The following is a 14,416-nucleotide window of genomic DNA, read 5'->3' as shown; positions in this document are numbered from 1 at the left end:
AGCTGGCACGAAGATGGATGAGGTAAATCTACCTATCTAATCTACTTTTTGCCGATTTTATGAAAACGCTCTTTACTCTGTTACTGCTTACGGTTGGTTTCAGCGCGTTCGCACAACGGTCGTCCAGCAAACTCGTCACGACCGATGGTCGGCAACTTCGTATTCGCGTTGACATTGAACAGCCAGACCGCTCTATTCATTACAGTCGCTCATTCGACATCGAAGACATGGACAAGAGCGACGTGAAAGCGTTGGAAAAGCATATTCTCGACTCGCTGGACCGGTTTGTGGATAACCAGTCGAACGAGGTAATTATTGATCGGCGGCATGAAGCCAGGGCGCGGAAACGACAGGCTGAAACACAGATGACATCTGTAATCAGTTCGGACGAATCGGCTCATGAGCCTATGCAGGCAAGTACAAATTCATCCCTCACTCCCAGCGATGTAGCGCCATCATCGGTGTTAGTTCGTGAAGATAAAGAGAATGGACGTCTATGGATGCAGTACACGTTCCAGAAAGATGGCGACGAACTGGTTATCGAGCGGACAGCAAATGTCGCGGGCAAAACCGAGCGCGAGAAACAGGCGATCATCAAAGAAACCGAACGTAGTTTTGGGATAAAAACGGGCAATCAATAACTTTCTTTTCACAGTCGATTCCTTCCCTATACACAGGTCGCTTAGTAGGCGACCTGTTTTTTGTGACTGATGGCGCAAGGCTCTGGCCTTGTGTCTGCTATTCTCCGGCCTCTGGCCGGTTCATTATTATAGTCTTCATACTACAAAATCGGCCAGAGGCCGGAGAATAGCAGACACAAGGCCGGAGCCTTGCGCCATCAGTCACAAAAAAATATTTTCCACATTTCCTGTAACCTTCCACAACTCCCGCAGTTTCCAGTCCAAAATCCACCATATACACATTCTTTAGCCGGTTGAACGCTCTATCAGATAACGCGCTCATGTTGCAGGTAAAAGCAGGCAATATGGATACGATGGGTTTGCTCTTCGAGCGATACCATCGGCCTCTGTTCGGCTTCCTGTTTCACATGACGGGCCAGCGGGAAGCCAGCGAAGATATGCTGCAAACAGTGTTCTACCGGATGCTCAAGTACCGCCACACCTTCACGGGCGATGGCGAGTTTCGAAGCTGGATGTACCATTTGGCGCGGAATGTACTGGTGGATCATAGCAAACAAAATAAACGGTCGGCGCATCAGTATGACCTGGCCGAATTAGCCGATCGAATTGGCGGTGGACCAGCCGCCGATGAACGGTTACTGAAACAACAGGAAATGGATGGCCTCCATAATGCCATATCGAAGCTAAGTGCCGAACACCGGGAAGTGCTGGTGTTGAGTCGCTTTCAGGAGTTGAAATACGACGAAATAGCACAGGTGCTGAATACGACAGAAGGCGCGGTGAAAGTGCGTGTACACCGCGCTATGAACGAATTGAAGAAAATTTACCAGACCATCGACCATGAACGGACAGCTCATAAACTGTGAACAGACAACCAGACAGCTTGCCGACTGGTTAAGCAATCAGTTGACTGATGCCGAACGGGCCAGCCTGGAAAATCATCTGGCCCAATGTCCGGCTTGTCAGGCCGAAGCCGAATCCAGCCGCCAGCTTTGGCAATTGATGAGCAACCTGCCTACACCAGAACCCGGCGAAACAGCGCGGGTACGGTTTCACGCCATGCTCGATACGTATAAGGATACCGTGCAGACGCAGAACGAAGGTGTATTTGATGGGCTGTTGAAAAAATTACGGTCACTTTGGGTACCTCAGTCTGCGGTTCGGCTGGCCTATAGTTTTGCTTTACTGGTTGTGGGCATAGCGGCCGGATACTGGTTCCGTACCCCCGGCACCACGACCGTAGCGCTTCAGCAACAGCAGATTGACACGCTCTCGAATCAGGTACAGGACATGCGCCAGATGATGATGCTCTCGCTGCTGGAAAATCCGTCGGCTTCGGAACGGCTTCGGGCGGTGAGTTATACGGAAGAGATCAATAGCGTGGATGATAAGGTTGTTGAGGCTTTATTAACAACTCTCAACAACGACGATAACGTTAATGTGCGTCTGGTTACGCTGGAAGCACTGGCCAAACTAGCTGATAAGGCAACGGTACGCGAAGGATTGGTTCAGTCGATTGCCCGGCAGGAATCGCCGTTGGTCCAGTCAGCGTTAGCCGATGTGATGGTGAAATTGCAGGAGAAGCGGTCCATCAAACCCCTCCGGCAACTCCTCCATGACGATAATCTAAATCACCTGGTAAAGGGCAAAATCGAACAAAGTATAAAGGATTTATCCTAAGTGAAAGAGCGTTAGCCGCTCCCACCACATCTTCCTCGTTTCGCTCTTTCACTCTTCACTCTTTCGCTATATGAAACTATTACTAATCCCCATTCTGGCGGGGCTGGTGCTCTCTTGTGCCCAATCGCCAGCCACCGCCCAGGAATTCAAGGAGCACATCAGTAAAGAATTTACGGTGCCGAAAGCCACCGGCAGTGTGCTGGCCATCTACAATGTCAACGGCTTTATCAAAGTCGAAGGGTATTCGGGCGATAAGGTGGTGTTGGAAGTCGATAAGTCGATTACCGCCAAAAGCAACCAGGGTCTGGAGTTTGGCAAAAAGGAATTCCAGCTCAAGTTCGAACAGCAGGGCGATAGCATTATCGTTTACATCGCCGAACCTTTCGATTCGCGACCCCGACGCAACTGGAATCGGGACAATGACCGAAACCGGGATAATGACTATGATTTCACCCTCAACTTTACGGTAAAAGTTCCAAACCGGATAAACCTTGTCGCATCGACGGTGAACCGGGGCAACGTGTCGGTCAACGATGTAGAAGGTTCGTTAAGGGCGCGTAACGTGAACGGTGCCATTACCCTCACAAACGTGAAAGGCACCACCGACGCCCATACCATCAACGGCAATCTCGACGTCGACTACGTAGCCAACCCGCCCGAGAACTCGTCGTATTACACCCTCAACGGTAATATCAACGTAAGTTACCCGGCCAATCTATCGGCCGATTTACAGTTCAAAACTTTCCAGGGCAAGTTCTTTACCGACTTTCCCGACACCGAAGTCTTGCCCGTACAAGCGATCAAAACAACGCAGAAAACCAGCGAGGGTACGGTTTACAAAATCAATAAAAACACCGCCATTCGCATTGGCAAAGGCGGTAAGACCTTCAAGTTCGAAACATTTAACGGAAGCATTTACATTAAAAAACAATCCTGATGAAAGCACACACACTTACCACCGCACTGGCTACTAATGAAAAATGGATAATGAATAATGAACAGTCGTCAATGACAAATCACGGTCCCGCTAAGGCATTAGCCATTTTTCATTATCCATTATCCATTATTCATTATTCATTATTCATTTGCCTTCTTTCTCTCGTCCGGCCAGTAGCTGCTCAAAACGAAGTAAAAGAGCAGTTAGTTGTTCCGTTAAGTGATCCATCTAAACCCGGCAACCTGCGTGTGGGACTTATCAACGGGTCTATTCATGTCGTTGGCTATAGCGGTAAAGATGTCGTGATCGATATTACCACCAGCCCAAAACGCGGCAAACGCGACGACGATGACCGCTCTGATCAATCCTCAAACGGCATGAAACGCATTGCTACGGGAACGCCAATCGATGTTAGTGCTGAAGAGAAAAACAATACGGTGAACATTCATGCGAACACAATGAAGCAGCCGGTCGATCTGACCATCAAAGTACCCCAGCGTTTTTCGCTCAAGGTCAGCACAATAAATAACGGCACAATTGAGGTCGAGAATGTGAATGGGACGCTGGAAGCCACGAACGTGAACGGATACATCCACCTGACGAACATCGCAGGGTCAGCCGTGGCTAATACGGTAAACGGAGATTTAATTGCTACGTTCAAAGCCATTAATTCAGATACACCCATGGCATTTTCTACACTGAACGGCAACGTCGACGTAACGTTTCCGGCCAGCGTGAAAGCGAATAGTAAACTCAAAACCGACCGGGGTGATATCTTCAGCGACTTCGATATCGACGTGGATAAAAACCAGCCCAAAGTGAACCGCACGAGTCAGTCGGGCATGTACCAGGTGAAGATTGACGAGTGGGTCTACGGCAAAATTAACGGGGGTGGCCCGGAAGTCATGATGAAAAACATGAACGGCAATATTTACATCCGCAAAGCAAAATAATCAGTATGGCTGCGAATTTATGTAGACTGGCTACCTGTTTGTTAGGATTGGTCGCCACGCTTACGTTCAGCTTTGGGCAGAACCGCCCTGCTCCGTCTACTTCCTCTGTCGCCCCGCAAAAATCGGCGGATGCGCTTGACAAATTTTTGCGTGGTCAGCTAAGTCAGCTTGGCATTCCGGGCATGCAGGTTGCCGTTGTCCAGCATGGGCATCTGGTATTCAGCCGATCATATGGTTTTGCTTGGCCGAGACCTATGACCGCCTTGGGAATCGGGTGCTGGCTATCAGGAATTCTAAGGAGTCACTAGCCCTGAACCCAGGAAATACGAATGCGATAGCGTACTTAAAAAAAGCCGAAAAGTAAGTAAGGTACAGCCTGAGACGCAACCTGTTTGCTCAAACTTGCATCTATTGACAAACTTAAAACCAGACGACTCCCCATGAATGCCTGGCTTATCTCCACTCTTTTGCTGTTTCCAGCGGCCCTTGTTTATCCAAAACAATCGCCGGTGCTGCCTGCGTTGCTGAAAAAAGCCCCATCAGATAACCCGCTGAAGAATCCTGTCGACGCTGTTGTTGAACAGGCTGCTCAACAGTTTATGTCAACTCCGCAGGCCGTCGGCCTGTCGATTGGGATTTTTAAGGACGGACAAACGTATGTCTACAATTATGGGACGGTCGAAAAAGGGATTCAGCAACTACCAACAGACCAAACGATCTATCCAATTGCGTCCATTACCAAGACTATTACGGGTACCTTGCTGGCTCAGGCTGTCGTCGAAAAAAAGGTTGGCCTGGGCGATGACATCCGGAAATACCTGACAGGCAGTTACCCCAATCTGGACTATCAGGGGCAACCCATTCGGCTTTTCCACTTAATCAATCACCGCTCAGGTTTGCCCTTTTTGTTGCCAAATCGCCCGGATGCCTTTGCCGATACAAGCGTACCCTCGTCGGCCATTGCCAGTGAGCTTCTGCAAAATTACTCCCGGAATGACTTCTTTACCGATCTTCATAAAGTCAGGCTCTTCAGTACACCGGGGTCTACCTTCAACTACTCCAATTCGGGGGCACAGTTGCTGGGATATATTCTGGAGAGCGTATACAACATGTCTTTCGAGGAGTTGGTACGCCTGAAAATAACCCAGCCACTGGCAATGAATGACACGAAGATTACCCTGACGCCCGCCGACCAGACTCGTTTTATAAAGGGCTACAACTGCACCGGTGTCCAGATGCCGAATAGCCCCGATCAGCTTCAGGGAGCGGGTGCCCTGAAATCGACAGTAGCCGACATGCTCAACTACATTCAATGGAATGTGGCGGAACAGGATGAAGCGGCAAAGCTGACTCACCGGCCAACCTGGGGTGATGAAAAACGGTATTCGGCTGGATTGAACTGGCAAATACGCAACGTTGCCAACTACCGGGCTATCTGGCAGGACGGCAACATTCCCGGTTTCAGCAGCTTGTGCGTCAACTACCCCGAGCTTAACATGGGTATCGTCGTGCTGTCTAATGAGTGCGACCGCATGACGGCCTCCCGCACAACGACACTGGCCAACCAGATCGCCAAAACCCTCGACGAACGAGCGGTCATGTTACCAAATTAAGGAACAGCTTTCTTGATAGAAAGAGCACTGTTTTTAGCCCCAAAATTTCCCTGTCCACAAATGAACGTCCACTGTCCGATTGCGGACAATGGACGTTCATTTACCCTATTATCTACTTGAATAACAGATATTTATATTATTGGTACAACATTTGGGCGCATGTATAGACCGCACCGGCGGACCGGCAATACTTTGCGTCGGTACCCTGGGCCTTTGTTTCAGTACCATGCTCCTGCTCGGCGGGTTGACCATTGGCTGGCGAACCTACCGAACTGCACTGACGAATCCGGCAATCAGCCTTAGAAATGATTAACCTTATGTACGTATCCTTTCTCCTAAAACTATGTCATACATCGCTATACCCATTTCCTCACTGCCCGGTAAGCAGGACATTGAAATCGACGTGACAATCAACGGGCAGAAACAGGCACTGCATTACCGCGTTGAGCTTTTCTACTGGGGCGACTGCCGGGTGCCCACCTTCGACCGGGTTGAGTGCATCCAGCAGCTCCTGGCCGACTACGACCGCGACTGGACGCTCTACTACATTGGCTCTCCAACCGACGATTTTGTACCCATTACCTTCGTCAAAAAAGAGGATCTGGCCAAACAGCGAGCGCTATTACGGGCCTCCTGCTAGGCGATTTTTAAAAGCATCTCTTATCTGATCAGTACGAACGTCAACATTTGTCAACCTTTTTATCATCTGGATCATGGTTGGAAGCTACATTAAAACATCGGCACGCAACTTAATGCGCAACAAGCTGTTCTCGTTCATCAGTATCGTTGGCCTTGCCATCAGTATGTCTGTCGGGTTATTGCTGATCGCGTTCATGTTCGATCTGCTTTCATACGACAGGTTTCACCAAAACGGCGAGCATATCTATCGCATCACCAGCGTAGTAACTGCCAGTAGTAAACAAAGCCGGGCCACGACAGACCGATCGCGGCCCGACCGATCGCGGCCCGACCGATCGCGGCCCGGAAACAAGTTTGCAACTACATCGATAAAGGCAGGAAAGCTGATCCGGCAGAAAATTACCGGCGCAGAAGTGGCTATCGTGCGTAATGACTTTTCACAGGATGCGACCGTTGGTGGTACCATTATTCCCATCAAAGGCTTCTGGGCGGAGCCATCGCTGTTCAGGGTATTCACCTTTCCAATGCTGGAAGGCAATCCCGAAACGGCGCTGAACGATCCTTTCTCGATCGTGCTCACAGAGACGGCAGCCAAAAAGCTGTTCGGCAACAAATCTGCTCTCGGTAAGGCGATTAAATTCGATACACTCGCCTATCAGGTAACCGGCGTCATGAAGGACGTCCCCTTCTTTTCGCATATCCACTTCGAAGCGCTGGTGTCGCTATCGACGGCCGAGCAGCTTAACAGGAACAACAGGAACTGGACGAGCATGGGGGCAAACTACGTATACCTCCGCTTGCCAGACAACGCCAACATGGGGTCAATTCAGGCGCAGCTCGACGCCATTGCCAGGTCCGAAAATCTTGCCGAAGAAAGCACGAATATTCAACTTGAGCTTCTGCCTTTATACAAGACCGTGGTCGGAGAAGAGTTCCATCGCTCCGAGGGTGGTCCGGGGTCTGTGGGCCCTCACATGTCTCCCCGTATGCTCTGGATACTTGCCGGGCTTGCACTCATTGTGATCTTGTCGGCCTGTTTCAACTATACCAATCTTTCGATGGCACGTGCCATGCGCCGTTTCAAGGAAGTTGGTCTTCGCAAAGCAATTGGTGCCGGAAAGAGCCAGATATGGCAACAGTTCCTCACAGAGGCAATCATGATCTCCCTGATGGCACTTGTGCTTTCCTTTTTTCTGTTCCTCCTATTGCGACCGCAGCTGATAAACCTGGCTCCGGAGATGCAACGCACGGTGAAGCTCGACCTTAGTCCGGCTATGGTCATCGCCTTTATCGCCTTTTCGGTCACGGTTGGCGTTATTGCGGGTTTCATGCCTGCCCTGTTCTTTTCGAAAGTCAGCGCGATCCATGCACTCAACAATGTGTCCGCCTGGAATGCCAGCCGTGGTCCGGCCACATCACCGGTACACCGGTTCGGCAGACGCACCCTGGTGGTGCTTCAATACACACTCACCCTGATCTTCATAACAACAACCGCCATCGGCTACGTACAGTATAAAAACATACTGGCGTTCGACCTGGGGTTCAACACAGAAAACATCCTGAACATCAATATGCAGGGCAATAAGCCCGATGCATTTTTGAAGGAACTGAGCGAAATGCCGGAAGTAACTGCCCTGTCCCGGTCGTTAATCGTCACCAGTGTAGGAAACGCGTGGGGTGGATATATGCACTACAATAATTCGAGCGATTCTGCACTGGTCCTGACAAACAACGTCGACGAGAATTATCTGGCTCTGCATGAGTACAAGCTTATTGCCGGGAGCAATTTTAAAACGCGACCTGCTACAGCCGAAGCCGTCAGCGAAGTGATCGTTAACGAGCAGGTCCTGAAACGATTTAACATCAGCAACAACCCCGAAAAGGCAATTGGGAAGGAGATCACATTCAGTAATTTCAACGTACATAATCGCAGGATGACCATTGTTGGTGTAATGAAAGACTTCCACTATGGCAAGATCGACAACCTTATCGAGCCGGTAGCCTTCATGCCCTGGACACCAGAAAACAGAGCGGTCATTAATGCCAAAATACAAAGCACCAACATGCTGGCGACCATGTCCAGAATAGAATCCAAGTGGAAGAAAGTCGATGCTGTTCATCCTTTTCAGGCTCAATTCTTTGATGAAGCGATAGAAGAAGCTTACAGCGAATTTTCCACTATGATCAAAGTCATTGGCTTCCTGTCATTCCTCGCCATTTCTATCGCGTCGATGGGATTGTTCGGCATGGTGGTATTCACAACCGAGACAAGGCTGAAAGAGATAAGCATCCGCAAGGTGATGGGCGCCAGCGCCGGCAACCTTGTTTTCTTATTGAGTCGCGGCTTTCTCGTACTACTGTCGATATCGGCACTCATAGCTTTGCCCATAACGTACCTTTTCTTCGAAAACGTTGTACTCACCCATTTTCCATATCACACACCTGTACAGGTCGCCGAATTGTTTGTTGGCTTGCTGGCGGTGTTGCTGATCGCGTTCATTATGATCGGATCGCAGACACTAAAAGCCGCAAGGAGTAATCCGGCGAAAGTCCTGAAGAGCCAGTAGGTGGTTGATTACTCTGGCTGACGAAGTATTCCCTTAAAAAATAAACTATCTATTCGACCAGCAATTTTGGTACCGCTCAAAGTATGATTTTTATATATAAGAAAATTATATATATTTGATTCCATTAATACTTGCACTGTCTTGGGTATTTAGGGATGTGCAGGCGCGGGTATTTACCGCACAGGCGGCCCTGCCGTGCCTGTTCATGGAGTCAGTATTCACTGACGCAAGCGAACCGGCACGGCAGGGCCGCCTGTGCGGTAAATACCCGCGCCTGCACATCCCTAAATACTCGGCAAGCCAAAAAACCTAAATCCTATGTTCCGCAACTATTTCACCATTTCCCTCCGCACGCTCTGGCGAAACCGCAAGGTCAATGTGATCAGCACAGTTGGTCTCTCGATCGGGCCGGCTTGCGGCCTTGTTATTTTTCTGCTGGTTAGCTACCTGTTCAGCTTCGACCGTTACCATGCCAAAGCGGACCGAACGTTTTGGGTTGTTACCGATATCCGGCAGGAGAACGTTGTGCCAACCGATGCCACGCCCCGGCCAATGGGCGAGGTGCTGCGGCAGGAGCTTCCCTTTGTAGAAACGGCAGCCCGGCTCGAAAACATGCCCAGACGCATTATGGCCGTACCCGATGGGAAAGGCGGCTTTTCGAAAAAATTTGACGAGTCACGCAGCCTGTGTTTCACTGAACCGCAGTTCTTCGACGTATTCGATTCGGAGTGGATAAGCGGCAACCCCAAAACGGCGCTGGCAGCTCCTAACACGGTTGTGCTCACGGAACGATACGCCCAGAAATACTTTGGCTCAGCCAATCCAATGGGCAAGGTGCTGCGCTTCGACAACCAGACGAACCTGACCGTTACGGGCCTTATTAAAAACCTGCCATCCAATACCAAACTTCGTTACGACGCTTTCATTTCCTACGCGACCGTACCCACGCTCTTGGGCGCAGGTGGCAAACAGGCCATGCAGGACTGGACAAACGTATTTACCGTATGCTTCGTCACCCTCCGCGAAGGCACTCCAGTAGAACGGCTGCTAGATGCTTTTCCGGGTATCCAGAAGAAATACCTGACCGCTCCTGAAGCGAAAAAGCTGGACTTTCATGCCATTCCACTCCCGGACCTGGATCACCTGCCCCAATACGGCGGGCGGTCGCCGAAGGCAATTTTGTATGCGCTCATTATTGTCGGCCTGTTTCTGGTGCTGGCGTCCTGCATCAACTTTATTAACGTCGCCACCGCTCACGCCCTGAAACGAGCCAAAGAAGTGGGCGTTCGGAAAGCCATTGGCAGTTCGCGAAGGCAGTTGGTGGGGCAATTCATGACCGAAACAACACTGGTGACGCTGGCGGCTGTTGCACTGGCTATGTTGCTGGCGTATTTCAGCCTGCCGATGCTGAATAGCGCCCTGGCTATCATGAACACCGATATCTCCATCACGAATCTGTTCCGTCCCGATTCGCTGGTTTGGTTTGGGGCACTGATTATTGGGGTCATTGGGCTGGCTGGCCTGTATCCGTCATGGGTACTGGCCCGATTCAATCCGGTGGCGGCTCTGCGCGGTCGGTTAACGACGCATCAGGTTGGGGGCGTATCGGTTCGTCGGGGGCTGATCGTCACGCAGTTTTTCATTACCCAACTGTTCATCATTGGCGTAGTGGTTATGCTATTACAGGTCCGGCACATACAAAAAGCTGATTTAGGCTTTCGGAAAGAGGCTATCCTGACGGTACCGTTACCGCCGGGTACGCTCTCGAAGCAGGCCGTTATTCGTGCCCGAATGGAGCAGATAGCGGGCGTTGACGCCGTTTCATTGGGTGCTGAACCACCCGCAGCCTACCGGCGATTGCCCGTTCCATTTACGTATGATACCCATACGCAACCGGAGAAATTCCCCACGGTGGTTAAAGTTGGCGACAAGAACTATGTGCCGCTTTACGGTATCAAGCTGCTGGCCGGGCGCAACTTCCGAAACAACGATACAACGAACAACGAAGCGCTCGTGAATGAAACAATGGTAAGAGAATTAGGGCTACGCTCGCCTGCTGATGTAGTCGGCAAACGGATTAACCTGTGGGGTAGCGACAAAATTATTGTCGGCGTCGTGCGTGATTTTCACCTGAGCGGACTAAGCCAGGGCATTCCACCCGCCACCCTACTGAACTACTATCGCGAGAACCAGATGGCTTCTCTTAAACTCGACCCAGATAACATCCCATCGACGCTAAAAGCCGTTGAAAGCACCTGGAATGCGTTATATCCTGAACAAGTTTTCAAAGCCGATTTCGTAGACGATCTGTTAAACAACTTTTACATTACCGAGCAAATCCTGCTGGGGCTGGCAGAAGTGTTTTCGCTGATCGCTGTTCTGATTGGTTGCCTGGGTTTATACGGTCTGGTGGCGTTTATGGCCGAATCGAAAACCAAAGAAATTGGTGTCCGGAAAGTACTTGGCGCAACCTCAAAACAGCTTCTGTGGCTGTTTGGGCGGGAGTTCAGCCGGCTGGTATTAATTGGCTTTGCCCTGGCGGCTCCACTGGGCTGGTTTCTGATGAACGGCTGGCTACAGGGCTATGTCTACCGCATTCATTTCAGCGGGTGGATACTGGCCGGAACCCTTTTCCTTACCAGCTTGATTACCGCCCTGACGGTGGGCTACGAGTCGTTGCGGGCCGTGGGGGCCAACCCGGCAAAAAGCCTTCAGAACGAATGATTTACCCTTCATCATTTTCTTGATTACCAAGTAAAAACTGATGATTAAACTAGTGATGTTTACTGAAAGAGGAGGCAGGTATGAAAGCGATAAAACTATTTTTAGGACTGGTTTTCTGGCTACTGGCTGGTTATACTTTTGCGCAGCAGGGTCTGAAGGGTGAATACTATGTCGGGACGAATTTCGAGCGAAAAGTATTCACCCGCATGGATCCGCAACTCAACTTCAACTGGCGGGGCCAAAGCCCCGCACCCGGCCTGCCTGAATCCTATTATTCCATTCGCTGGACAGGAAAACTATTGGCCCCCGTTTCGGGTCAATACCGATTTTACGCCAAAGTTGACGACGGTATCCGGGTTTGGGTGGGTAATAAACTCGTAATGAATTCCTGGCAACTGAACGACTCCGAAAATTACGGGGGAAATGTCATACTGGAAGCCGGAAAATTCTATGATTTCCGAGTCGATTTTTTCAATGATTTGCTGGAAGGTGAAATTTTCCTTTACTGGCAACGGCCCGACGACAGGAAAACAACTCCGGACGTTTTGGCAAAGGGTGGCGAACTTATATCAACGCAGTATTTCTTTCAAAAAGCAGTACCGGCCCGGGTTACGGTAGTCAAAACGCCCCCAGTTCCCATTGCTAAACCTCCGGTCGTTGTTGCAGCTCCGGTAAAAGTTATTCCGGCAAAAGCCATTCCACCTAAACCTGTGGTGAGCGTAACGCCAAACCCTACGCCCAGGCTCAGTCCGCCGTCCACAAAAACAACGGCTGTCAGCGCCAATACAGCCACAACAGCTGCACCAAAACCAACCAGTGAAACAGGTCCGGTATTCGAGCCGGGAGCAACGTTTGTATTACACAACGTGCAGTTTGAACAAAGCAGTTATACCCTCCTGCCCGAATCCTCAACGGAATTGGATCAGGTAGTAGCGGCTTTAAAAAAGAACCCGCTTTGGCATATCGACGTCGCAGGTCATACCGACAACATCGGCGACCCACGCCTGAATTTAGCCCTGTCCGAAAACCGCGCGAAAGTTGTGTCCGGTTACCTGAAACGCCGGGGCATTACCGATGATCGTATCACTGCCATTGGCTATGGTGGCGCACAACCGATTGCAGATAACAACACGGAGGGCGAACGCAGCAAGAATCGGCGGGTCGAAATTACGATCAAGCAAAGATAATTTTACAGCAAAACAGATAACAAATATTATAGTATTGATTTCTTTTCTATATTTATAAAAAACTACTAGTTAACTATTAATATATATCATATACATGACTTTTAGAAAATTAACATACAACACGACCCGAATTACTCACCTGATGGGTTGGGGAAATTATACGAGGGTATTTCTTATTGATTCTTCCTCGCCAGAAGTGAATGCGACTACGCTGAAAAAATGTGTTGGTACGCTTCCCGGCTTTATTCGATTGAGTAAAAGTCTTGCTGTTAATCCGTACCATATCGATCAGGTACGCCGAAAAGGTGATCGGTGTGCCGATGTATTGGTTGCCGGTAAGTGGCTTCCGGTCAGTCGTCGCCGGGTAACTTCCCTGGTGCAACATCTGCATGATCTACCCGACGTAGACGTTAAAGGTTTGGTACATTTTCGTGTGCTGGCCCGCACAAATGCAGCACAAAGGGCACTGGCCTAGATCGTCCTTTCTATAGTCTTATAAATACCCGGCTGGTTGGACGATAAACGTTTATAATTCAGGAACAGGGAAAAAAAACGGCTCGCTGATACAGTATCAGCGAGCCGTTTTAACAAGTTAAGCCTAGCCGTAGCTATTGCTTTATTATACTTTATCCTGACTGCGGAGGTAGCGATTTATCAGGTCAGTAGCCCATTCGCGGGCACCGAATCCAAAGGCAATTGACAGAGCCAACCCGGCTGCACCAAGCACAACTGAAACAACAGTATTGATGATAGCTTCACCAACCTTTAACTGAGTGAGGGCAATAGAAAATACCAAAAACAGAATAGCAACCCGGACAATAGTACCAATTAGATCGGCATACTGTACGCCCGTTGAACGAAGCGTGGCGACCAGCATCGACTTCACAAAATCAGCCAGATACAGACCTACAACAATGATAATTGTCGATACAATAACATTTGGTATGTACAAAATAACACTACTAAGTAACGTTGAAACGACTTCCAGACCCAGGCTGTTAAAAAACGTTTGATAAACGACCAGCATAATAAGCCAGTATAGCATGGTTCCCATAACAGCACTAGGCGGCTGCTGAATACCACCCCGCTGTAGAAAACCATCAACGCCAACCTGAGCAGCAAATGCATCAAATCGAATTGCCTTCAGCACTTTCGTCACTAAAAACCGTACTCCCCGTGCAATCAGTGACCCAATCAACAGAAGGATAAACGCACCAATCAAACGAGGAAAAAAAGCAGCTAATTGCTCAAAAAAACCAGTAAGTGAAGAGGTAATTACATCAACGATGTTCATAATAAGTTAGTTAAGTTAGTTTGGAAGTAAGACGACCATATAATTAAAAGTAACCTAAGTGTCAATGAAATTTACTTTTCCTGAAAACCTGACTATCTGATTAGTTGAAAAGAGTTAAACCCACCAATGATAGCTGCTATCCAGAAGAAATAAATCAATGGTGTCATCTGGAAATTAAAAT

General features: G+C 49.4%; 13 protein-coding genes. 12 read left to right on the top strand and 1 reads right to left on the bottom strand.

Features of this window, described 5'->3' with window-relative positions; all coding sequences use genetic code 11:
- Positions 1-59 precede the first annotated feature (59 nt).
- The 12 genes from CWM47_RS16935 (at position 60) to CWM47_RS16880 (ending at position 13,416) form a co-directional block, all read left to right on the top strand.
- Complete coding sequence (locus tag CWM47_RS16935) at positions 60-641, top strand: hypothetical protein (protein ID WP_100989438.1); 582 nt, start codon at positions 60-62, stop codon at positions 639-641.
- A 320-nt stretch (positions 642-961) separates the two neighbouring features.
- Entirely contained in the window at positions 962-1,507 is a 546-nt protein-coding gene (locus tag CWM47_RS16930; RefSeq protein WP_100989437.1) for an RNA polymerase sigma factor, read from the top strand.
- Positions 1,482-2,321 (top strand): HEAT repeat domain-containing protein, encoded by an 840-nt coding sequence (locus CWM47_RS16925; protein WP_100989436.1) that lies wholly within the window; start codon positions 1,482-1,484, stop codon positions 2,319-2,321. The genes CWM47_RS16930 and CWM47_RS16925 overlap by 26 nt, the downstream gene beginning before the upstream one ends.
- A 70-nt stretch (positions 2,322-2,391) precedes the next feature.
- The gene (locus tag CWM47_RS16920) at positions 2,392-3,258 is read left to right on the top strand and encodes a DUF4097 family beta strand repeat-containing protein (protein WP_100989435.1); all 867 of its coding nucleotides are present in this window, start codon (positions 2,392-2,394) and stop codon (positions 3,256-3,258) included.
- Positions 3,258-4,211 carry a DUF4097 family beta strand repeat-containing protein gene (locus CWM47_RS16915; RefSeq protein ID WP_240625928.1) on the top strand — a complete coding sequence of 318 codons (954 nt, stop codon included), beginning with the start codon at positions 3,258-3,260 and terminating at the stop codon, positions 4,209-4,211. Before CWM47_RS16920 ends, CWM47_RS16915 begins: the two co-directional genes overlap by 1 nt.
- 5 nt (positions 4,212-4,216) lie before the next feature.
- On the top strand, positions 4,217-4,519 hold the full coding sequence (locus CWM47_RS16910; RefSeq protein WP_206170650.1) for a hypothetical protein: 303 nt from the start codon (positions 4,217-4,219) through the stop codon (positions 4,517-4,519).
- A gap of 132 nt (positions 4,520-4,651) precedes the next feature.
- Positions 4,652-5,824, top strand: coding sequence for a serine hydrolase domain-containing protein (locus CWM47_RS16905; RefSeq protein WP_100989434.1), 1,173 nt, complete (start codon positions 4,652-4,654; stop codon positions 5,822-5,824).
- A gap of 343 nt (positions 5,825-6,167) precedes the next feature.
- Positions 6,168-6,464 (top strand): hypothetical protein, encoded by a 297-nt coding sequence (locus CWM47_RS16900; protein WP_100989433.1) that lies wholly within the window; start codon positions 6,168-6,170, stop codon positions 6,462-6,464.
- A 73-nt stretch (positions 6,465-6,537) separates the two neighbouring features.
- Complete coding sequence (locus tag CWM47_RS16895; protein ID WP_100989432.1) at positions 6,538-9,030, top strand: ABC transporter permease; 2,493 nt, start codon at positions 6,538-6,540, stop codon at positions 9,028-9,030.
- Between the two features lie 318 nt (positions 9,031-9,348).
- Positions 9,349-11,754: an ABC transporter permease gene (locus CWM47_RS16890; protein WP_100989431.1), complete on the top strand. Its 2,406-nt coding sequence runs from the start codon at positions 9,349-9,351 to the stop codon at positions 11,752-11,754.
- Positions 11,755-11,834: 80 nt separating this feature from the next.
- Complete coding sequence (locus tag CWM47_RS16885; protein WP_100989430.1) at positions 11,835-12,941, top strand: OmpA family protein; 1,107 nt, start codon at positions 11,835-11,837, stop codon at positions 12,939-12,941.
- 94 nt (positions 12,942-13,035) lie between these two features.
- The gene (locus CWM47_RS16880) at positions 13,036-13,416 is read left to right on the top strand and encodes a LytTR family transcriptional regulator DNA-binding domain-containing protein (RefSeq protein ID WP_100989429.1); all 381 of its coding nucleotides are present in this window, start codon (positions 13,036-13,038) and stop codon (positions 13,414-13,416) included.
- 144 nt (positions 13,417-13,560) lie between these two features.
- On the opposite strand, the gene CWM47_RS16875 is transcribed toward CWM47_RS16880, so the two are convergent.
- Entirely contained in the window at positions 13,561-14,235 is a 675-nt protein-coding gene (locus CWM47_RS16875; RefSeq protein ID WP_100989428.1) for a mechanosensitive ion channel family protein, read from the bottom strand.
- Between the last annotated feature and the right edge of the window lie 181 nt (positions 14,236-14,416).

The organism is Spirosoma pollinicola (assembly GCF_002831565.1).
In the GTDB taxonomy this organism is placed as follows: Bacteria; Bacteroidota; Bacteroidia; order Cytophagales; family Spirosomataceae; genus Spirosoma; species Spirosoma pollinicola.
This window is presented reverse-complemented; position numbering and strand designations above follow the sequence as displayed.